The organism is Pseudomonas sp. FFUP_PS_473 (assembly GCF_002858665.1).
Taxonomy (GTDB): Bacteria; Pseudomonadota; Gammaproteobacteria; order Pseudomonadales; family Pseudomonadaceae; genus Aquipseudomonas; species Aquipseudomonas defluvii.
Window position 1 is genome coordinate 76,529 of the sequence record NZ_PJQQ01000002.1, and the last position, 21,916, is coordinate 98,444.

The following is a 21,916-nucleotide window of genomic DNA, read 5'->3' on the forward strand; positions in this document are numbered from 1 at the left end:
ACTCAAATCTACTGCAGGCGTTACTTTGAGAATACAGCTATGCAGAACTTTTCAAAGGTGGCTTAATTCTGATCACTTTGAACAGCGTAAGGCGAAATCCATGGAGTATCTGTCTAGGATCTGCTTCAACTCACAAGGATGGCGACGTCCCACTGGCGAGGCGCAGTTGCTTGAGCTTGCTCGCCCACCCTCTTTTTCACGCAGGTTCGGTTACGGTCACGAAGAATGGTTGTTTCGGTTTGATTGGCAAATTGATGGTTGGCAGTATGGTTTTTTGCAGGGTGTAAATAACAGCCGCTCAACATTTGCGGGTATGGAAGAAGCGGTTGACGTCACTCTTTATACATGTGAGCCAGGATCTCAACGACGATATGTCGCGAAGATTCTGGATTGTGAATGCCTCAGCTACTCACAATCCGAGGCAATCCATGCTCAGTTTGTTGCCAATGGCTGGCTAGCCGAGATGCAGGCCGATATTGTGGCTGTGAATGGAGATGTCTCTACATTAGGCAATCCGAATTGGGTCAACGGAATGATTAACGTACGTTTCCGCCAGGAGAATGTGCGATGGTATCCAGCAGGCACCTATGCCGAAAAGGATGAATACGTACGAACCCTTCGACGCTACCAATTCAACGAGATAAAAAGCGATGCCCAAGCCCCTCGTGTTGATCGAATCCTTCGGGGGCGGAGTGGTCGTCCAGATGCACTGAATCAAAAGCCATTTTATCGAAGTGGCTCTGCTGGAAAGTTGTGTACACCGGAGCACGGGATCATTCAGGCAAAATTGTTAGACGAGTTAAAGGCCGAATATCCGAGTGCGGATATAAGTTGCGAGAAAGAATTTGTAGACATCACTGTCGAAACACCCAGCGAGCGAATCCTTTTTGAAATCAAGTCCGACCTTGTACCGCGCACTGTGCTTCGATTGGCACTGGGGCAACTACTGGAGTACGGATTTTACTATCCATGGCATGATGCGGATTCCAAACGGGTTACCTTAATTGCTGTTGGACGCAAAGCTCTGTCACCCGAGGATCATACGTATCTAAAATGCTTGCAGCAGAAGTTTAATCTACCGCTTAAATATCGCGTCGTCCCCATTTGAGAGAAACTTTAAGTGCCCAAAATGCTCGCCTCAGTCGGCGGGCATTTCATTCTGGCTCACGCTAGGCTCTGTACGAAAAGCCTTGATACTCGGTGATGCTGCGTTGAAAACAGCCTCGGAATGCTCATTTACAACCCGTAAACTCCGCTTCTTCGGCTGTTTTCGCCTTGCCTGACCTTCGTCTCAATACTTCTTATACAGACCCTAAGTAAGGATGCCGCGACGGTAGCCAAGCCTAATTGATCCTGCCCCCATGCCTACCCACGTTCCGGTGTTGATTGAATACCGGAACTGCCAATCTGTTAGCTGCCGCACAAAAAAGTGCTCAAAAAGCACCCCCATCGGAATCCAGACTACGCTGCGTTCCAACTGGTATTCCAAGCAAGTTGACCAATAAATTATTAATTATAAAAAATAGTTAGAGACCGACTTGTTTCAAATTACCCTGGCACCCACCAAATACACAAAACAGAAAAGGCACTTAGCAAACCCCGCAAGTACCTTTCTTGTACCCGTTAAGACAAGTTTGTCTCAGCTCAGACCTTAAAACGCCCCACCAACACTTCCAGCTCATGACCGAGCCGTGCCAGTTCGATGCTTGACGAGGCGGTCTCTTCACAGGCGCTTGCCGTCTGGTCGGAGATGTCGCGCACGTTGATCACACTGCGGTTGATCTCCTCCGCCACAGCGCTTTGCTGTTCCGACGCGGTGGCAATCTGCTGGTTCATCAGTTGGATGGTGGAGACTGTGCGGGTGATGTTCTCCAGCGCGGTGACTGCACGCCGGGTGGATTCCACACTGCTTTCGCTCATCTGCCGGCTGCTGTCCATGCTCACGGCAACCGCTTGGGTACTGCTTTGTACGCCGGCGACCAGGGATTCGATTTCCTCAGTGGATTGCTGGGTGCGCAAAGCCAGGTGGCGGACTTCATCAGCCACGACGGCAAAACCACGCCCGGCCTCACCAGCACGGGCGGCTTCGATCGCTGCGTTCAGGGCCAGCAGGTTGGTCTGCTGGGCCACTGCTTTGATCACGTCCAGCACGCCGCCAATCTTGTCGCTTTGTTCCTTCAGATGGCCCACGGCATCTGCCGAGTGCCCCACTTCCTGGGCAAGGCGCTCGATCTGTTCAATGGCCTCGGCCACGACGCGTTCACCTTCGCTGGCTTGCTGGTCGGCCATGGAGGCCGCTTCAGAGGCTTCTTCGGCGTTGCGTGCAACATCCTGCACGGTAGCAGTCATTTCGTTCATGGCGGTGGCGACATGGTCGGTCTCGGCCTTCTGGCTGTTCACGCCGGCACTGGTTTGCTCGGTCACCGCTGACAGTTCTTCAGCTGCGCTGGTCGCCCGGATCACACTGGTGCGAATGCCATCGATCAACTCACGCAGGCTGACGGTCATCTGGTCGAGCCGGGACTGCAGTTGGCCCAACTCGTCGCGCCGATTGACGTGCACATCCTGGCTCAGATCGCCATGAGCAATGCGCTCCACCACCTGGAGGGTATGCTGCAACGGGTTGACGATCTGCCGGGTAATGACCCAGGCCGACAGGACACCGAACAGCATAGCCAGTACCGTGACGATACTCAGCGTGGCCTTGGCAGACGCTGCATCGCTGTCACGCTTGGCATTTTGCGACTGGATCAGTTGCTGCGTGGTGTTGATGAGCACATCGCCCAACTGCGCCATGTGTTTGAACAAGGACGCGGTATCCGCGTTGGGCTGGCTCAACGCCTGCAGGATCTGCCGGTACTCATCGACCGACTGGCGCTGCTGGCGGATCAAGTCCAGGTCGGCGGGCGCTTCGAAATGATGTTCGATGTTTTCCAGGTGGGCCGCCAATTTATCCAGAATCTGCTGTAAAGGGCTCAAGCCTTCAGCTTGAAGGTTGCTCCCCATACGCAGACGCTGAATACGCAGGTCTTTGGTGTAGTCGCTGACCAGTGCAATCTTCTCGACCTTCTCGCCACGCTCGGTAAGGGTGTTGAGCGCATACCACCCTGTGATAGCCAGTAACAACGTAAGCCCCAACACCAGGCCAAAACCCCAACCCAATTTGGCGCTGACACGGATGTTGCTGATCCAGCCGAACATAAAGACTCCAGGCAGAAATGCAGGTGCACATTGAAAAAGTAGTGACCTGACTATCGGCCAGAAGCTTTGCTGCTTAACCCCGAGAAAACCATCCAGGGCGGCTATAACCCGCAGGATAGACCGTTCGTCTGAATTTTTTTAAGCGCCACAAGGCATGTCAATCCACGCCTGATGCCTTGCAGGCCACGCTGCCCGGGGCTTTTTACGTGCCACCCGCAACGACTCAAGCAGCGCTTACCCAGCAACCGGAAGGCCAGACAGCCGCTTCGATGCTTTGGTCGAATGTCCGTCGAGGCAAAAATCATGTCACGCTCAATGCCAGGTGATGAAACCTTTCACCAACACCCTGCAGCCCTTGAGGCCAGAAACAACAAAGCCCGCACGAAGCGGGCTTTGTTGTTTGCGTAGGTGTTTACCAGCCGGATGGCAACCAACCCAACGCGCTGGAAATCGCATACAGCATGCTGCACAGGTACAGCACCACCACCATGCACTGCAGCGCAGGATGGGCGATCCAGCCGCACTTCCAGGCAGGCTCGATGTCACCGTATTTGCGTGCCGAACGCAGCATCAGGATCGGCATGATCGACAGAATCACACCACTGAATACGCCGGCAAAGTACAACGCACTGACGAAACCCACCATACCGCTATAGGCCAGCAGGAATGGCGGTACGCAAACGATGGCCAATACCATCAGGCGGCTCTTTGGATGGCTCTCGGCGCCCAGCTTCGGGAACTTGTCGAAGATGTTGGTCAGGAAGCTACCGCCCAGGCCCCAATAGGAGGTCATCATCGCGCACAGGGCAAAGGTGTTGGCGGTGTAGAACGCCCACTGGCCCAACGCTTGCCCCCAGGCCAGGGTCGCAACTTCCGTCTGGTTTTCCAGACCGTTCAGCGAGATGACCGACATCGGCACAATGGCCAGCAGCACGAAGGTGATCACCATGCCAGTAATGACAGCCACCGGCAGACGCTTGGGCGCATGGCTGAAACCACGGGCCATTTCCGGCACTACGTACTGGGCCGAGAAGCAGAACACGGCAATGTTGAACACCGGAATCATGTAGACCCAGTCGCCTTCGAGCAGGTTGGCGAAGTTCGTGTTCTCATGAACAAGCGTTGCAACGACCAGCACCAGGGTCATCGAGACCATACCGATACTGATGAACTTTTCACCCTTGCCAATGGCTTTCAAGCCCAAGTACAGCACCAGCGCCGCAGGGGCGAAGAACAACAGGCTGCCCAGCGCAGGGCTGATACCGAAGAACTGGCTGAGAATCTTGCCGCTGCCACTCATGTAAGCGATCAATGCGCCAATACTGTTGACCGCTACCGACAGAAAGATTGCCCAGGCACCGAACGAGCCGACATAGCGTTGAGCCAGGCCGCTGAGCTGGTGATGGCTACGGGTACGCAGCGCCGTTTCCGAGACATACAACATGGAGATGGTGGTGAATATGCCCGCCACGGCCAACCACAGCAGCAGCGGCATGTAGCCGGCCTTGCGACTGGCATAGGCCATGGACAACACACCGGCACCAATGTTGGTACCCACGATCATTGCCACAGCCTCGACGAAGGTCAGCCGTTTGACCTCCAGGCCTGAGGACTCAGTCGCCTCGGCGTGGTCCGCGCCTCGTGCGGCAACGTTAGGGGATGTACTCATGATCAATCACACTCACTACGTATTTGATACGGGATGCACCTGAATTGGTGCGTCACAGAACTCGCCTTTGTGAGACGACTTCTGTGTCTTGATTTCTAGAGCGGCGCGCAAAATATCACACAAGGTGTTTGAAATAACCCCCACATAAGGCGAAACGCGATGCACAGACACGGCCTGTAACACTTGATATAGAGAGGTTTCATTGAGGGGCAGCTCGTTTCGCCCGACATATGCCGGGCGAAACGAGCGCTGCAGGAGCGAGGGGAACACTCAGGAAATCAGATCGCTTTTTGCCGACACAACGGATGCGCTGTACCTACAAGCCAGTACGCAACAGCGCATGCAATGCCCGGCAATCCGCCGCATGCCAGTCCGTGAGCGTTGGCCAGGGATTGTCCGGCAGGTTGACCAGAATGGTGCGTGTACCTGCCGCACGACCGCAGTCGAGGTCAAAGCGGTAGTCCCCCACCATGACCATCTCGTTCGGCGAGACATCCCAGGCCTCGGCCAGCTTGAGCAACCCTCCCGGATGCGGCTTGGGGGGTGCTTCGTCACGGCCCAAAATACTCTGCACGGGGAAACAGTCCGCCAGGCCAATGGCCTCCAGCGTGACATGCGCCAGCTCACGGGCATTACGGGTGAGGATGCCTAGCTGGCAGTCGCGCGCGACCAGTTCACGCACCAGCTCAACCGCCCCCGTCGCCGGGCGCGATGCGATAGCCAGGTCACGCTCATGTTCCAGCAACCAGGCATGCTTGGCGGCGGCTTCCTCTGCCGGAAGGGCCGCCAGATGGGTCAAGATGTCGTCTTCGGCGGGAATGTCCAGCGCTTCGCGGATGGCGGCAAAATCGTGCACGGCGACCGTCAGGGTGCCGTCCATGTCAAACACCCAATGACGAATGTGGTGCAGGTTCATGCCCAGTCCTTGCGATGGCGAATCAGCCCTTCCTGGCACGACGATGCCACCAGTTGCCCAGCCCGGTTGAAGATATTGCCGCGCGAAAAACCACGGGCATTGCCCGCCCAAGGGCTGTCCATCGCGTACAGCAACCAGTCATCGGCGCGCAGGTTGCCGTGAAACCACAAGGCGTGATCAAGGCTGGCCAGTTGCATGTCCTTGTGCCAGACCGATTTGCCATGCGGCATCAACGAGGTGGTCAGCAGGCCAAAATCCGACGCATAGGCGAGGATGTATTTGTGCAATGCCGGCGAGTCAGCCAGGTTGCCGTCGGCACGGAACCAGGCGTACTTGATCGGGTCACCCGGCTGCGGGTTGAACGGGTCTTTCTCGGTCACCGGGCGCACTTCGATCGGCTTGGCGCAGAGCAGCTTTTCGCGCAGTTGCTCCGGTATGTGCTCGGCCATACGTTCGGCAATTTCCACTTCCGACGGGAGGTTTTCCGGGCCGACCACGTCCGGCATCTGCGCCTGATGCTCGAACCCTTCTTCGTCGTACTGGAATGAAGCGCTGCAGGTAAAGATGGGCTGCCCTTTCTGGATCGCCGTTACCCGCCGGGTGCTGAAACTGCCGCCATCACGTACACGGTCCACGGAGTACACCACCGGCATCGACGCATCGCCTGGACGCAGAAAGTAACCGTGCAGCGAATGCACATGGCGTGCTTCTTCTACGGTCTGGGTGGCGGCGGAAAGCGACTGGCCGAGTACCTGGCCACCATACAACTGACGAAAGCCGAGGTCTTGGCTACGCCCACGAAACAGGTTTTCCTCGATCGCTTCCAGACTCAGCAGGTCGACCAGATCGTCCAACACGTGGCTCATTCGAGATTCTCCAAAGCAATGCCCAGTGGTCAAATGATACAGGGTTTGTCATTGCTGGCCGTTATGTTCGGTGATTCACCCGCGCAGGGTCGTTTGCCATTGCGTCCGATTGATCCGGTACAGAACATGCGGGCGCAGTGGATGCCCCGGTGGAATTCTCGGGTGCTCGAAGTTGCTGTCTGGGTCAGCCTGCATGCCGATGGCCTGCATGACTTTCTGCGACGGCAGGTTGCTTTCGCTGGTAAATGACACCACCTGCTCCAGCCCCAACTGTGCGAACGCGCAGCGTAGGCAGGTCCAGGCCGCCTCACTGGCAAAGCCTAGCCCCCAGTGACGCCGCGCCAAGCGCCAACCGATTTCCACCGCAGGAGCGAAGCCCGCATTGAAGTTGACGTTGAGCAGGCCGGTCATGCCGATAAACGCACCACTGTCCTTGCGCTCCAGCGCCCACAAACCAAAACCGTATTCCGCAAAATGACCACGCAGGCGCCCAATCAGCGCGGCGCTTTCCAGGCGCGTCAGCGGCGCCGGGAAGTAGCGCATTACCTGGGGGTCGGCACACATCGCAGCGAACTCGCGCAAGTCGTCATCCTGCCATTGGCGCAACACCAGCCGCGCGCTTTCCAGCTCCAGTATGGGGGTCATGGCCTGTTCCTCTCTCTACCGCTATGCCTGTACAACGCTGGCACCGCAGCCCCCACAACTGGCAAGATCAAGGCTTGATCTCGTCGCGAAGCTGCCATGCCCCTTCCCCTGATTTACCATGACGACTACAGCCCGGACTTTCCCGCCGAGCACCGTTTTCCGATGGACAAGTTCCGTCTGTTGCGCGACCACCTGATCGACAGTGGGCTGACTACCGATCAGGCACTGCTGCGCCCCGAGCTGTGCCCAAACGAGATTCTCGCGCTGGCCCATGATCGCGACTACATCGCGCGCTACATGGACGGCGCACTTTCCCGAGAGGACCAGCGCCGCCTTGGCTTGCCGTGGAGCGAAGCACTCGCACGTCGAACCGTACGGGCGGTCGGCGGCTCATTGCTGGCCGCCGAACAGGCACTTAAGCACGGTATCGCCTGCCACCTGGCGGGAGGGACCCATCATGCTCATTATGACCATCCTGCCGGATTCTGCATTTTCAACGACCTGGCCGTGATCAGCCGTTACCTGCTGGAAGCCGGCCGCGTGCATCGCGTCCTGATCTTCGATTGCGATGTTCACCAGGGCGACGGCACCGCACACATCCTTCACGACACACCGGACGCCATCACCGTTTCACTGCACTGCGAGCAGAATTTCCCGGCGCGCAAGGCCCAGAGTGACTGGGACATTCCGCTACCTCGGGGCATGGGCGATGCCGACTACCTGAGGGTGGTCGAGGACGCACTGAACTACCTGCTGCCCCTCTACCAGCCTGACCTGGTGCTTTACGACGCGGGGGTCGATGTCCACAAGGACGATGCCCTGGGCTACCTGCAACTGACCGACGCGGGGGTTGCCGCCCGCGATGAATGCGTACTGCGCCATTGCCTGGGGCGTGATATCCCGGTGGTTGGCCTGATTGGCGGCGGCTACAGCAAGGATCGCCAGGCCCTGGCACGGCGCCACGGCATTCTGCACCACAGCGCACACCGGGTACTTTACCCACAATGACTGTGGAGCCGCCTGTGGATAACCTGAGTGAAAGCCAGCCCAGCCCTTGATCGGCGTGGCCTGCAGAATGCCGATCATTTTTTGTACAGTGTTTCCCGGCCCCCGCCTCAGGTAGAATGCCGGCTCTTTTCAATCGCTTGCAGCCCACCATGACTGAGACCTCTCACCCGCACCGCCCACACGTCGCTATCATCGGGGGCGGCCCGGCTGGGCTGATGGCCGCCGAAGTGCTCGGCCAGGCCGGGATTGCAGTCGACCTTTACGACGCCATGCCCTCGGTGGGCCGCAAGTTCCTGCTGGCCGGCGTCGGCGGCATGAACATTACCCATTCAGAACCCTACCCGGCCTTTGTCTCGCGCTACGCCGAGCGTGCCGACGAGATCAAGGCGCTGCTCGACGACTTTGACGCAGACGCCCTGCGCCAGTGGATTCACGGCCTGGGCATCGAGACCTTCATCGGCAGCTCCGGCCGGGTGTTCCCCCGCGACATGAAAGCCGCGCCCCTGCTACGCGCCTGGCTCAAGCGCTTACGCGACAGCGGTGTGGTTATCCACACCCGTCACCGCTGGCTCGGCTGGACGAGCGAAGGCAGCTTACGCATGAGTTACCCACAGGGTGAGCTATCGCTCAAACCGGATGCGGTGTTGCTGGCTCTCGGTGGCGGCAGTTGGGCACGGCTTGGATCAGACGGCGCCTGGTTGCCCTTGCTGAAAGCGCGCGGCATCGAAACGGCGCCGCTACAGGCGGCCAACAGCGGCTTCGAGGTCGAGGCCTGGAGCGCGCTGTTGAAAGAGAAGTTTGCTGGTGCACCACTGAAAAACATCGCCATGAGCCTGCCAGGCCAAGCGCCGCGCCTAGGCGAGTGCGTGGTCACTGAACTCGGCCTTGAGGGCAGCCTGGTCTATGCCTTGTCGGCGCAGATCCGCGAGACCATCAACCGCAACGGCCATGCCACGCTGCTACTGGACCTGTTGCCCAACAAGCCTGTGGATAACATTGCCGCCGCACTGGCCAAGCCCCGTGGATCGCGCTCAATGGCCAAACACCTTCACAGCCAGTTGGGCCTGGACGGGGTCAAGGCCGCCCTGTTGCGCGAGCTGACCGACCAAACGACCTTTGCCGACCCGCTGCTACTGGCTCGCGCGATCAAAGCGCTGCAGGTCACGCTGGTGCGCCCTCGCCCACTGGACGAAGCCATCAGCAGTGCCGGTGGGGTGACCTTCGAAGCGCTGGACGAACACTTGATGCTGCGCCAGTTACCTGGGGTGTTCTGCGCGGGGGAAATGCTGGACTGGGAAGCGCCCACCGGTGGCTATCTGCTCACCGCCTGCTTTGCCAGTGGGCGTCGGGCCGGGCTGGGTATGCTGGAGTGGTTGAAGCACTCATAAGCCACACGTGTAGGCGTCGGCAACGCCGACGCACACGATGACCGAGCGATTACGGCTTGCGCTTGCGCGGGCCGGTGTTGAAGGTCGGCACCTTACGTACAGGCTTGGCCTGTGGTGCAGCTGCAGGCGTTTCACCGCTGTCCAGCCAACGACCAAGGCTGCGCTTGGCACCACCCTCTTTCGGCTTTTTCGGTTTCTTCGGCTTTTTCAGGATCTGCCCAGTGGCGTCGGTCACCGGTACCCGGTGCTCTGGCGCGAAATCCGGCTCTTCGTGACGCGGCAGGGTCTTGCGGGTCAGGGTTTCAATGGCCGAGAGCAGTTGCACTTCATCAGCACACACCAGCGAGATCGCTTCACCGGTGTTGCCAGCACGACCGGTACGGCCAATGCGGTGAATGTAGTCCTCAGCCACGATCGGCAGGTCGAAGTTCACCACCAGCGGCAGGTCGTCGATATCCAGGCCACGGGCGGCCACATCTGTCGCCACCAGGATCTGGATTTCGTTGGCCTTGAAGCTGTCCAGTGCGCGCTGGCGTGTCGCCTGTGGACGGTCGCCGTGAATACCGTCGGCATTCACACCTTGACCGCGCAGGCGCTCCACCAGTTGATCGACACCATTGCGGGTCTTGGCAAACACCAGCACCTGCTTCCAGCGCTGCTTGCGCATCAGGTGGATGAACAACTCTGGCTTGCGCTTCTTGTCCACAGGGACAATCCACTGTTTGACCGTGCTTGCCGCAACGTTACGCGGACTGACTTCGATGCTCAGCGGTTCATTGAGCATCTGCCCGCCCAGCAGGCGAATCTCGTCGGAGAAGGTGGCCGAGAACAGTAGGGTCTGGCGACGGTTAGGCAACACGGCATAAATCGCCCGCAGCTCCTCGGAGAAGCCCAGATCAAGCATGCGATCGGCCTCATCCAGCACCAGCGCCTGAAGCTGATTGAACTTCAGTGCATTCTGCCGGAACAGGTCCAACAGGCGCCCGGGCGTTGCAACCAGCAGGTCGACGCCTTTGCGCAGCTTCATCATCTGCGGGTTGATGCTCACCCCGCCGTACACCGCATAGGTGCTGAGCGGCAGGTGCTCGGCATAGTCCTGGATATTGCGGTGAACCTGCTCGGCCAGTTCACGCGTCGGCACCAGCACCAGCGCACGCACCGAGTTGCTGGCAACCTTGGCACCTTCCATCGTCAGGCGCTGCAGCAGCGGCAAGGCAAACCCGGCCGTTTTGCCGGTACCGGTCTGGGCGGCCGCCATCAGGTCGCGCCCGGCCAGCACTGCCGGAATGGCTTGCGCCTGAATCGGCGTCGGCGAGTGGTAGTCGAGGCGCTCAAGCGCGCGCAGCAAAGGTTCAATCAGGCCAAGTTTGGCGAATGTCATGGCAATACCGTCAGGGGAATTCAGCAATGGCGGCAGTTTACCTTGTTCGACGCCCCGGCATGCAGCACGCCGTTCTCAAAACTGCCACAACGCCCCCTTTACTTGGAAAACGCTTCCTTGCCCACCTCGACAGCCGGAACGCTGGCGGCACTCGGCTTACGCCACTGTGGAACACCAATCAGCACGACGGCACCAATGATCACCGCCATGGCCAGACACTCCTCGAAGCCAATCTGCTCGCCCGCGAAGACAATGCCCAGCAGCACCGCCACTGCCGGGTTGACGTAGGCGTAGCTGGTGGCCGCTGCCGGGCGCACATGCTTGAGCAAGTACATGTACGCGCTAAAGGCCAGGATCGAGCCGAAAAACACCAGGTAGGCCAATGCTCCCCAACCCGCAGCGGTCGGCATCTGCGTCATGCGCTCACCGCTGAGTGCGCTACCCAGCAGCAACACCAGGCCGCCCACCAGCATTTCCGCCGCACTGGCCATCGGCCCCTGAGGCAGTGGCAGGCTTTTGCTCCACACTGAACCAAATGCCCAGGAGGCTGCCGCAAACAGAATCAGGGCCGCACCCAGCGGGCTCGCTTGAAGGTTAGAACCCAGGTTAAGCAAACCGATACCCAGCAACCCGAGAAGAATCCCTGCCCACTCCAGACGCGTGTTGCGCTGCCCCCACAACAGGCCAAACAACAGTGTGAACAATGGCACGGTCGCAACCGCCAAGGCCGCAACCCCGGAGGCGACCCCGGCATGCTCGGCGACCGTTACGCCGCCGTTACCGCAACTGAGCAGCAATACGCCGATCGCTCCGGCCGCGCGCCATTGCGGCCAGGTCGGTGCGGGCACCCCACGCCAGCGCAGGAACGCATAAAGCAAGGTACCGGCAATCATGAAACGCACCCCCGCCATCAACAACGGCGGCCAGGACTCCACACCGATGCGAATCACCAGGTACGTCGAGCCCCAGACCAGATACAACGCGAGGAAGGCACCGATCAATAACAGTGGAAAGCGACGAGAGGCAGGCATGGCAGGCTCGAAATCGAGTAAGTAAGGGGATTAGTTTAGAAAGCAGCCCCACTAAACTTAAGCTACAAAACCTGTTTATAGTGCCGTAACAGTTTCTAAACAAAGGTTGTTCAGGCCCATAACCTTCTTTTCAAAAGATCTCTCGCACCATGGATAAATACGATCGGATGCTCCTCGCCGCGCTGCTGGAAAATGGCCGCGCGTCCTTCGCTCAGTTGGCCCGCAAGGTTAACCTGTCGGCACCGGCGGTCGCCGAGCGGGTGGCCAAACTGGAAGCCAGCGGGGTAATAACCGGCTATCAAGCCAAGGTCGACATGAGCAAGATAGGCCTGCCTATCCAGTGCGTGATCGAACTGCGCTTGGCCAGCCACGGCAATCAACAGGCCTACGAGGCGCTGACGCAGATCCCTCAGCTCACCGAGTGCCACCGGGTCACGGGCGATCCCTGCGTGATCATGCAGGCGGCTGTCGGCTCGATGCCGGAACTGGAAGACCTGATCAACCGGGTTGCCCAGTTCGGCTTCAGCAAGACCTCGATCATTCTCTCGAGTGCGGTCGAACGGCGCGTGCCCTTGGGGCAGCTGGATAACCCGGCGAAAAAAGCCTAGCGATAGCGCTTGAGCGTTTCGGCGATTTTCGCCGCGGGTACTTTCTGCAAACTGCAGAACAACGGGTGCGAGACTGCACTCACGCCGTGGCGCAAACGCAACTCATCGGCCAGGTGCTGAGCCAGGTTGGCAGCCATCTCGGCGTCGGCCATGGCCCGGTGAGCGGTACCGGTGTCCGGCAAGCCAGCCCAGCGGGTCAGGGTGCCCAGTTTGTGGTTCGGCGCGGCTGGCAGCAGGCGTCGGGACAGCAACATCGAGCAGGCAAAGTGCTGGGTACGCTGACGGTTGATCTGTGCCAGCTCGTAATCCCAGAACTTCTGGTCGAAGGCCGCGTTGTGCGCCAGCAATGGCGTGTCGCCCACAAACTCAGCGACCTCGTTCATGACCTTGGCGACCGGCGGCGCACTGCGCAGCATGGCAGTGGTGATACCGGTCAGCCCGGCGACAAAGGCAGGCACCGCAAGCCCGGCATTCATCAGGCTCTGGTAACGCTCGACAATACGCCCGTCTTCAAGCATGACCACGGCCACCTCGGTGGCGCGGCAACCGGGGCCCGGAGAAATACCGGTGGTTTCAAAGTCGATGACAGCGATACGTTCCACAAGAACCTCTGGTTTGAACTCAATGCTTGAGCAGCAACTCGCCTTCGATGGGCACGTAGCGACTGGCGGCGCGGATCAGTGAATTGGCGGTGAGCCCCGGCACGCCATAAGCGACCGCTTCGACCCCATGACGGCTGATAATGCGTTCAAGCAGCAGGTCGAAGTCACCATCGCCCGAGGCGAGTACCACTTCATCAACCCGTGCGGCAGCATCCATCACATCCAGGGTGATGCCCACATCCCAATCGCCCTTGGCCGAGCCATCGCTGCGCTGGATATAAGGCTTGAGTTTGACCGTAAAACCGAGGTTGCGCAGGATCTGCTGAAACTGCTGTTGCTTGCTGTCACCACGGTCGATGGCATAGGCAACGGCCTCGACGATCTGCCCGTGTTGGCTGACATCAGCCCAGAACGCGGCATAGTTGAAGTGACAGCCATAGGCCTGGCGCACGGTGTAGTAGAGGTTCTGCACATCGGCGAACACTGCGATTTTCTTCACCGTACTTCCTCATTACGCCCAGGGACCGGCCACCTGTGTCAGCCGTTTCGGCGCACAGTATGCCAGCCCCAGGGCGAATGCGGGTACTCGCGGCTCAGACGTAGGAGTCGTCGTCGCTGAAGAAGCCGCCATCGTCGCTGTAGTCGGTGCCCATGAAGCCGCCCTGATCATTGCCATAACCGCTATTGTCGGCGGTCAAGCGCTGCTCATCATTGCTTCCCCAGCCGCTGTCGCTGGCCGGTGCCGGTTCTTCCTTGATCACCTCGGTAACGGTTTCAGGCTGCGAGTGATGATTGAACAGGCTGCTGATGCCTTGTGCGAGCATCACCCCACCGGCAACGCCAGCGGCGGTTTGCAAGGCACCACCCAGGAAACTGCTGGCACCGCCACGGGCTGGCGCAGCAGCAGGCTGTGCATACGCTTGCGGTTGCGGCGCGACGCCCGGTGCGTTGAACGAACTGGCCGGAGCCGGCTCGCGCCAACCGCCAGTGCTGGTGGGCGGAGGCGAGACTGGCTGACTGGCAACCGGTTGAGGTTGAGGCTGTCGAGTGCCGCTGCCGAAGATGCCGGACAGAAACCCACCGCTGCTTTGGGTCGTCGCCGCGACTTGAGCCTTCGCCTGGGTGAGTTCGGCTTGCAGTTGCTTGTTCTGTTCGTCGAGGCGCTTGATGGCAGCCTCCTGAACCAGAATTGCCTGAGTCATGTAGTACGGGGCCGCACTCTGCTGCTGCAGGTGCTCGGCGATACGCGCTTGAGCCTGGGCGTCTCGTGGCGCAGACGTGGCCTCAGCCTGCTTGAGCTTGGCAAACAGGCCATCGATCAGGGCTTGCTCTTCGCTGTTCATGAACAACCTCGTTGGATAACTGGAGAAACAGACTCACTGAAAATAGGGGCCGCGGCCAGTGATTCAATGCACCTGAAGGATGAAACTTTTTTCAGGTCAATGGCCCTCGGGGATGCGATATGGACTAAAGAATCTACCCCACGTTCGCTTCACCGCACGGTATTTCTTTCTGACCAACGGTAGAGACCCCGTAGCTAGGGTATGCTCAGGCATCACCCGGAACCCGCCAAGCCGCGCCGATGATCCGATTACTGCGCAATACCCTGCTGACGCTGTTACTGACCATTGCCCTGCTCTGGACGCTGGCCTCACACCTGAGCTGGCAACCTGCCCCCCGCGAAGACCTGCCCGTCAGTTGTACGGCCAGCAGCACGCCGCTGGTGCCTGGTCAGGCACTCAAGGTCATGACCTGGAACGTGCAGTATCTGGCCGGCAAGCGCTACGTCTTCTGGTACGACGAAGGACGCGGCAGCGATACACGGCCCACCGCTGAAGACCTCGCGCATAACCTCGACGAGGTAGCCCGCGTGATTCGTGCCGAACAACCCGATATCGTTCTGCTCCAGGAACTGGACAACAATGCCAAGGCCACGGGCTATTACGATCAACTGGCGTTGTTGCGTGAACGCCTGGTAGACCTCTATCCGTGTGCGGTACAGGCCTACGACTGGAAAGCGGAGTTTGTCCCGGACTGGCATGTTTTCGGCAGTGTTGGCCGCAGCCTGGCAACCCTGAGCCGTTACCCGATCAGCAAGGCTCAACGCCTGCAACTGCCGACAACCGCGAGCAATGCACTGAGTCGCCTGCTCCAGCCCCAGCACGCGGTGCTGGCCAGTTACCTGCCACTGCGTGACGGCGGCCAATTGGCGGTGCTCAACACCCGCCTGGCGCACTATGAAACGCAGAGTGATGTTCAGCGCCAACAGGTTCAGGCGCTGGTTAAACAACTTGGCAGCCTGGAACGCCAAGGCGCGGCATGGTTGATTGGAGGGGATTTCAACATGCTGCCACTCGGACAGTACCGGCGCCTCACGCCCCAGCAACGCGGCTTGTACGCGGCTGACAGCGACCTGCACCTGCTCTGGGACACGTACCCCATGATCCCCAGCAATGCCGAGGCCAGCGGTGCGGATCGCGCCCGCTGGCTTACCCATTATCCCAACGACCCCAATGTGAGCGCTCCGGACCGAACCCTCGACTACCTGTTCCACAGCCCCAAGCTCACGCGTGTAAGCGCACAGGTGCTGCAGCAGGACACCCTGGAAATCTCCGACCACCTCCCTGTGAGCGCTCGCCTGCTGCTGCCGGTAGCGCCTTGACTATTTGCGCGGTTTGGCTCGCGCCGTGGCTTCAGCTACCAATGGGTCATCGGGCCGAAAACCCGATGCAAAATAGTCAGTCATCCTAGCGATAACGATGAACTACAGCGGCGCTGGATCCAGTTATAAAAATATTGACACCCCCATCCTCCCGATAAGGAATAACAGTAAGAGTAGAAAGAAGATTCGAATGAAACCACTTCCATAACGCAACGCCAAAAAAGCACCCGTGAGAGAGCCTGCAATATTACATACGCTCACCACCCCACCAATCGTCCATAGCACATGACCTGACGGTATAAAAAAAAGTAGCGCTGCGCTGAATGTCCCCAAATTAACAAGCTTCGCCGAAGCAGATGCATTCAAAAAATCAAAACCAAAGTATTTGACAAAAGTAAAAAGCAAGAGGCTGCCACTACCAGGGCCAAACACCCCATCATAGAAGCCAATTAATCCACCAAAAAAAATACCCAAAAAAATCTCTTTAACTCCACAGGGAGTATTTGAGTGGAAGCGCCCTAAATCTTTTTTTGCAAAAGTATAAATAGCCATCATCACCAGAACAAAAAAAACAACATACTCCATAAGTGCCTTCGGGACTAGCGACACAGAAAAAGCACCTAAAAATGCAAACACGAATGCTGAAATCACGGTTGGAAGCATAAGCTTCCATACGATTTTTATTCTTTTTACATAGCTAAAAATGGAAAAAATATTGCCAGCAAAAACAGCAAGCTTATTGGTACCGAAAACGGTAGCCAAACTATAATTAGGCAATACATGCAAGAGTGCGGGTACTTGTACAAGCCCGCCCCCACCCACTGCGGCATCAATTAAACCCCCACAAAAAGCAAAAAAACCCAATGTAATCATGGCGTACTCAAAACTCATAACGCGCCTCCTACCAGGGCTTGAGGTTGACCAAGCATCATGATCGTTCCTTAATTTCGTAATACCAAGGCGAACAACAGGGTGCCCTAGACACGCCGACCAACGCGCCGTGCGTGCATTGAAGTCATTCTGAGTTTTACCAGATATCGTTACGCCAGCACCCATGCGATGCAGCTTACTTAGCGCTGAGCAGCTGGAGCATATAAAATGCTCAAAACAACCGCTTCAGCGCCCATGACTTATTACGTCAACGCCTCATGCAGAGAGCGGAAAGCTCTTCCAACACGTTTATTATAATCAAGCATTACGCACTTGAGCCGATCAGCATCAAACATTAAGTCTACCGTACGACCAAAAACTTGCGTTGCGGCCAAAGCATGCAGACCATGTTTGTTTTCTACTTCACCAGAATGCCCCATGACATAGCCTTTCGCATTACGCAGCGCTTTAGCATCGCTACTTAATGATGGGCTAACGGAAAGCAGCTTACCTTCAATAAACTGAGCAATAAAGTTATACTCACGCCCATTCCAGAGCTCCGAAGCGATGGAGACCATCATGGCATCCATAATGGAATTTCTATGCCCAGCAGAATTCATGGCAGACTTATGCTCCGCCACGCCAATATTGTAGAGAAATTCGGAAAACGCATTGCACTCATCAACAGCATATTGACTTTCCACCCAGCCTGACGCACCAAAGGCGTTCGTCATATAGGCGTACATACCATCATGCCCTTCATGCCCAAGGCCAAAATCATCTTTTGCGACCTCATACATGTGTGCCATGACGTTGTTATAATGCATTTGTTTTTCGACAGGAACGGATAGAACATCTGCTGATAAACGCATGATAATTTTAGCCGATACCAAACTCGTAGTTTTGTGCGTTTAATTCCATCCATTGAAAAATTTCAAGACACCCGTATCCGCCTTATCCTTTTTGAGGAAAGCTCTGAATGCACGCTCAGCACAGGACTGAGCCTCTTGCGTGATCGAATGGCAAAGCACCTCGTGCATTGCACTCTGAATTTCAGGTACCTGCTCAATCTGCGCAAATAGAGGCGCCCTCCGAAAGCCATCCGTTATTAATCGACCGGGTATTCTCAAACCGACTACATGTTTGGGTAAAGCCTCGATAAACATCTCACCAAATGCTTGCATAGAGGTAGATTCTTCAAACATCTCGGAGCGACACTGCAATGATACTGAGTTCATGATTTCGCCTTTATCCTTAAGGGCTTACCGGATTCCTAGTACTGAAGCCTCACGCCTAGCACTAGCATTCCACACACTAAATTACTTGTTCCACGAACAACAAGTAACTTATAATTACGCATTCATTCACTATAAGTGAGCAATGCGCCAATGGAACTCTCACAATTAACTATGTTTAAATTAGTTGCTGAGCAAGGCAGCATCATTCGAGCATCTGAATTGCTACACTGCGTCCCATCAAACATCACAAACAGAATAAAACTCTTAGAAAAAGAACTAGGCGTATCACTTTTTATACGAAAAGGCAGGGGGCTTGTCATTAGCCCTTCGGGTGCATTATTCCTAGGCTACACAAATAAAATTCTGGCCTTGTGTCAGGAGTCTCGCAGGGCGCTTGCCCCTGAGTCTGCGCCCTCTGGAACATTAAGAATTGGTGCAATCGAATCGGCTGCGATGGGTCGGTTGCCCACGCTGCTCTCAAGATTCCACCATCACTATCCCGCGGTAAAAATGCAGTTCAGCACAGGGACTTGGTCACAATTAGTAACCGATGTCGCCGACCATAAGCTGGACGGTGCAATCATCGCAGTCAATAGCGAGCACCCTGACATTGAACACATCGAAATATATAAAGAATCGCTTGTATTAATTGCCTCACCAACGATTGGAACAATAACAAAACCACAAGACCTAAATGGAAAAAATATATTTATGTGGCCGGAAGGATGCCCCTACAGGCAATCACTGGAGCGCTGGCTAAATGAACACCGGGTACCCATTACCATCACGAATATAGCCAGTTACGGCACTATTCTCGGCTGCGTAAGTTCCGGCGCAGGCGTTTCGCTGGTTCCTACAGGGGTATTTGAACAATTCAAGAGAATTGGCAATATAAGCGGGTACACATTCAGCCAATTGACCCCCATACAAAATTATTTCATCTGGAACAAGAACACAGGTTTTCATCGTGCAAAAGATGCATTTTCGGAACTGCTACAAGATGAGTTCAAAGGCATTTGATTTTATAAATTTCAACATTCAAAAGGCCCTGGAAAATCTTCTAGGGCTTTTTTGTTTGTGCGGCCTGCATCAACGACGCGAATGAGATCTCCATGCTTCCGTACAGTGGACTTCCCAGCATGCTCAGCGTCTACGACCGTGCAAGACATGATGCATGACGTGCAATTATCGTCATGCCCAGTGTGGCCGTCCGCTTCGCTTAGCAGCGCCCCCCCCCTGATTTCGCGACACAATGGCTCGCCTGCTGCTGCCGGTAGCGCCTTGACTATTTGCGCGGTTTGGCTCGCGCCGTGGCTTCCGCTACCAATGGGTCATCGGGCCAATAGTGCTTGGGGTAACGGCCCTTCAGGTCTTTTTTGACCTCGCTGTACGTGCTGCGCCAGAAGTTGGCCAGATCTTGAGTGACCTGCACAGGTCGACGCGCAGGCGACAGCAGGTGCAGCTTGACCTGTAGGCGGCCCTGAGCAATACGCGGCGTTTCCGCCAGGCCGAACAACTCCTGCAGGCGCACAGCAAGGATCGGTGGATGCTCGCTGTAATCCAGACGAATACTGGAACCCGACGGCACACTCAGGTGCATCGGAGCCCACTCGTCCAGGCGTTGCGGCAACGGCCAGGGCAACAGGTTGCGGACAATTGAAGAGAGGTCGAGCTGGGCGAAATGGCTCAAGCGCGTGACCTTGCCCAGATAAGGCTGCAACCACTGCTCAAGGCCCGCCAACAACGCCGCATCACTCAGGTCCGGCCATTCACTGTCGCACCCTGTGGCCAGGTCCAGCTGACGCAGCAACGCCACCCGGGCCTGCCATTGGCGCAACTCCGGCGTCCACGGCAGCAACTCCAGCCCCTTGCGCCGAACCAAGTCAAGCAATGCGCGGGCACGGGCGTCATCATCCAGGCCGGTCAGCGGCTCGCGCGCCAAAATCAGTTCCCCGACCTTACGCTGGCGCTCGGCACGCAGCACGCCTTCACGCTCATCCCAGTCGAGCACATCGAGGCGCTCGACCTGCTCGGCCAGCACCCCATCGAACAGCGCCGGGTCGAACTCAGCCGCCAGGTAGATACGCTCCTCACGCTGGCCCTGACGACTGCCCAGATCAGCAACCACCAACCACGGGGCCTTCATCAGCGCATCGACCTCACCAAACAGGGCCGCTCGCCCATTGGCCAGCCGGTACTCCGCGCCCCCGGCACGGCGCTGCTGTGCAACACGGTCTGGATAAGCCAAGGCCAGCAACGCGCCAAGCCAGCGAGGATGCTCAGGGTCTGGCACTGCGCTCGATGCTTTACCTCGCAAGTAGCCACGGTACTGCCGGGCCAATTGCCGCGCGCGCTGAACACCACCCTGCCCACCACGGGAAGCACGGGTTTCACCACTGAGCAGGGTCAAACGGCTATGCAGGTCGGCGCCCGCACCGCGCAGAATGTCGCGCTCACCCAGCAGGGCCGCAACATCGCAGGCCATCTCGGCCAACCCAAGCGCCTGGCCACGCAATAGCAAATGCGCAATACGTGGATGCGCCGGCAATTCAGCCATTGCCTGGCCATGGGCAGTCAGGCTGAGCAGTTGCCCGGGCTTGAGCGCGCCGAGCCGCAGTAACAGGTCCTGGGCCTGTGCATAGGCCGCCGCTGGGGGTTGATCGAGCCAGCTCAATTGCCCCGGCGTCACACCCCAGCGGGTCAGCTGCAGCGCTAGCCCGGCCAGATCGGCCTGGAGTATTTCCGCACTGGCGTATGCCGCCAACTGATCATGTTGCGCTTCGGACCAAAGCCGGTAGCACACGCCTGGTTCAAGACGCCCGGCCCGGCCCGCCCGCTGGGTAGCACTGGCGCGGGAAATTCGCTGGGTGTCCAGACGCGTCATGCCACTGCCAGGGTCGAACCGAGGCACCCGTGCCAACCCCGCATCAATGACCACCCGAACACCGTCGATGGTCAGGCTGGTCTCGGCGATGTTGGTGGCCAACACCACCTTGCGCACGCCCGGCGCGGGCGCATCGATGGCTGCACGCTGGGCACTCAGTTCGAGCTCACCGTGTAGCGGGCAGAGCAGGATGTCCTGCCGCCCACCCAACGACGCCTGCAACGATTCATGCACACGGCGAATTTCCGCCTGCCCCGGCAGGAACACCAGCAGACTGCCCGGCTCGTCGGCCAGTGCCTGATGGACCGTATCGACCACGCGCGGCTCGATGAACTCGCCGGGCTGGAACGGCCTGCCCCAACGCACGCCGACCGGGTACATGCGCCCTTCGCTGCTGACCACCGGCGCGTCACCGAGCAACGCCGACAGCCGCTCGCCTTCCAGCGTCGCCGACATCAGCATGATCTTCAGCGGCGGCTCGTCGCGTAGCAGGTCACGCCCATTGAGACTGAGGGCCAAGGCCAGATCCGCATCCAGACTCCGCTCGTGAAACTCGTCGAAGATCAACAAGCCCACGCCATCGAGTGCAGGGTCTTCCTGAAGGCGCCGCGTCAGGATGCCCTCTGTCACGACTTCAATACGCGTACGCGGGCCGACTTTACTGTCCAGGCGAATGCGATAGCCCACCGTTTCGCCGACCGATTCCCCCAACTCACTGGCCAGTCGCTCCGCTGCGGCACGTGCGGCCAGGCGGCGCGGCTCAAGCATCAGGATCCGCTGCCCGGCCAGCCAAGGCTCGTTCAGCAACGCCAGTGGCACGCGGGTTGTCTTGCCTGCGCCCGGTGGCGCCTCCAGCACCACTTCATGGCGTTGGCCCAGCGCTTGGCGCAGAGCGGGAAGTACGTTGTCGATCGGTAATGAAATCATGGTGGCCCTCAAACAATGGG

The 21,916-nt window shown here is 57.9% G+C and carries 20 protein-coding genes; 6 read left to right on the forward strand and 14 right to left on the reverse strand.

All coding sequences use genetic code 11. The annotated features are described in order from the left end of the window. The first annotated feature begins 100 nt into the window (after positions 1–100). The gene (locus tag CYD26_RS01690; protein WP_102051676.1) at positions 101–1,108 is read left to right on the forward strand and encodes a hypothetical protein; all 1,008 of its coding nucleotides are present in this window, start codon (positions 101–103) and stop codon (positions 1,106–1,108) included. A 536-nt stretch (positions 1,109–1,644) separates the two neighbouring features. Here the strand turns inward: CYD26_RS01690 and CYD26_RS01695 are convergent. From CYD26_RS01695 to CYD26_RS01715, 5 genes are all read right to left on the reverse strand, one after another. Continuing rightward, positions 1,645–3,201 (reverse strand): methyl-accepting chemotaxis protein, encoded by a 1,557-nt coding sequence (locus tag CYD26_RS01695; protein ID WP_065760945.1) that lies wholly within the window; start codon positions 3,199–3,201, stop codon positions 1,645–1,647. A gap of 412 nt (positions 3,202–3,613) precedes the next feature. Further along, a complete protein-coding gene (locus CYD26_RS01700) occupies positions 3,614–4,870 on the reverse strand; it encodes an amino acid permease (RefSeq protein ID WP_065760944.1) in 1,257 nt (418 codons plus the stop codon). A gap of 316 nt (positions 4,871–5,186) precedes the next feature. Beyond that, entirely contained in the window at positions 5,187–5,786 is a 600-nt protein-coding gene (locus CYD26_RS01705; protein ID WP_102051677.1) for an HAD family hydrolase, read from the reverse strand. Further along, a complete protein-coding gene (tesB, locus tag CYD26_RS01710; protein WP_065760942.1) occupies positions 5,783–6,652 on the reverse strand; it encodes an acyl-CoA thioesterase II in 870 nt (289 codons plus the stop codon). Before tesB ends, CYD26_RS01705 begins: the two co-directional genes overlap by 4 nt. 75 nt (positions 6,653–6,727) lie before the next feature. After that, entirely contained in the window at positions 6,728–7,297 is a 570-nt protein-coding gene (locus tag CYD26_RS01715; RefSeq protein ID WP_065760941.1) for a GNAT family N-acetyltransferase, read from the reverse strand. A 96-nt stretch (positions 7,298–7,393) separates the two neighbouring features. On the opposite strand from CYD26_RS01715, the gene CYD26_RS01720 reads away from it, so the two are divergent. Then, positions 7,394–8,305, forward strand: a complete 912-nt coding sequence (locus CYD26_RS01720) for a histone deacetylase (RefSeq protein WP_102051678.1) — start codon at positions 7,394–7,396, stop codon at positions 8,303–8,305. Positions 8,306–8,454: 149 nt separating this feature from the next. Continuing rightward, positions 8,455–9,693 carry a TIGR03862 family flavoprotein gene (locus CYD26_RS01725; RefSeq protein ID WP_256587930.1) on the forward strand — a complete coding sequence of 413 codons (1,239 nt, stop codon included), beginning with the start codon at positions 8,455–8,457 and terminating at the stop codon, positions 9,691–9,693. 49 nt (positions 9,694–9,742) lie between these two features. On the opposite strand, the gene CYD26_RS01730 is transcribed toward CYD26_RS01725, so the two are convergent. After that, positions 9,743–11,074: a DEAD/DEAH box helicase gene (locus CYD26_RS01730; RefSeq protein WP_102051732.1), complete on the reverse strand. Its 1,332-nt coding sequence runs from the start codon at positions 11,072–11,074 to the stop codon at positions 9,743–9,745. Positions 11,075–11,172: 98 nt separating this feature from the next. Next, positions 11,173–12,105, reverse strand: a complete 933-nt coding sequence (gene yedA, locus CYD26_RS01735; RefSeq protein ID WP_099775879.1) for a drug/metabolite exporter YedA — start codon at positions 12,103–12,105, stop codon at positions 11,173–11,175. A gap of 149 nt (positions 12,106–12,254) precedes the next feature. On the opposite strand from yedA, the gene CYD26_RS01740 reads away from it, so the two are divergent. Further along, entirely contained in the window at positions 12,255–12,713 is a 459-nt protein-coding gene (locus CYD26_RS01740) for an Lrp/AsnC family transcriptional regulator (protein ID WP_102051680.1), read from the forward strand. Here CYD26_RS01740 and CYD26_RS01745 read toward each other — a convergent pair. The 3 genes from CYD26_RS01745 to CYD26_RS01755 form a co-directional block, all read right to left on the reverse strand. Next, entirely contained in the window at positions 12,710–13,315 is a 606-nt protein-coding gene (locus CYD26_RS01745; RefSeq protein ID WP_065760937.1) for a PolC-type DNA polymerase III, read from the reverse strand. The two genes, CYD26_RS01740 and CYD26_RS01745, sit on opposite strands and share 4 nt — an antisense overlap. 19 nt (positions 13,316–13,334) lie before the next feature. Next, positions 13,335–13,814: an NYN domain-containing protein gene (locus tag CYD26_RS01750; protein WP_099775881.1), complete on the reverse strand. Its 480-nt coding sequence runs from the start codon at positions 13,812–13,814 to the stop codon at positions 13,335–13,337. Between the two features lie 94 nt (positions 13,815–13,908). Next, positions 13,909–14,658, reverse strand: coding sequence for a DUF2076 domain-containing protein (locus tag CYD26_RS01755; protein WP_102051681.1), 750 nt, complete (start codon positions 14,656–14,658; stop codon positions 13,909–13,911). Between the two features lie 239 nt (positions 14,659–14,897). On the opposite strand from CYD26_RS01755, the gene CYD26_RS01760 reads away from it, so the two are divergent. Next, positions 14,898–15,977 carry an endonuclease/exonuclease/phosphatase family protein gene (locus tag CYD26_RS01760; RefSeq protein ID WP_102051682.1) on the forward strand — a complete coding sequence of 360 codons (1,080 nt, stop codon included), beginning with the start codon at positions 14,898–14,900 and terminating at the stop codon, positions 15,975–15,977. A gap of 123 nt (positions 15,978–16,100) precedes the next feature. On the opposite strand, the gene CYD26_RS01765 is transcribed toward CYD26_RS01760, so the two are convergent. The 3 genes from CYD26_RS01765 to CYD26_RS25390 form a co-directional block, all read right to left on the reverse strand. Further along, positions 16,101–16,868 (reverse strand): TSUP family transporter, encoded by a 768-nt coding sequence (locus CYD26_RS01765; RefSeq protein ID WP_102051683.1) that lies wholly within the window; start codon positions 16,866–16,868, stop codon positions 16,101–16,103. A 242-nt stretch (positions 16,869–17,110) separates the two neighbouring features. Beyond that, positions 17,111–17,719, reverse strand: coding sequence for a hypothetical protein (locus CYD26_RS25385; RefSeq protein WP_256587931.1), 609 nt, complete (start codon positions 17,717–17,719; stop codon positions 17,111–17,113). Between the two features lie 39 nt (positions 17,720–17,758). Continuing rightward, complete coding sequence (locus CYD26_RS25390) at positions 17,759–18,085, reverse strand: hypothetical protein (protein WP_256587932.1); 327 nt, start codon at positions 18,083–18,085, stop codon at positions 17,759–17,761. Positions 18,086–18,235: 150 nt separating this feature from the next. On the opposite strand from CYD26_RS25390, the gene CYD26_RS01775 reads away from it, so the two are divergent. Further along, positions 18,236–19,105, forward strand: a complete 870-nt coding sequence (locus CYD26_RS01775; RefSeq protein ID WP_102051684.1) for a LysR family transcriptional regulator — start codon at positions 18,236–18,238, stop codon at positions 19,103–19,105. 265 nt (positions 19,106–19,370) lie between these two features. Here the strand turns inward: CYD26_RS01775 and hrpB are convergent, their stop codons facing one another. Continuing rightward, complete coding sequence (gene hrpB / locus CYD26_RS01780; RefSeq protein ID WP_102051685.1) at positions 19,371–21,896, reverse strand: ATP-dependent helicase HrpB; 2,526 nt, start codon at positions 21,894–21,896, stop codon at positions 19,371–19,373. Positions 21,897–21,916 lie beyond the last annotated feature (20 nt).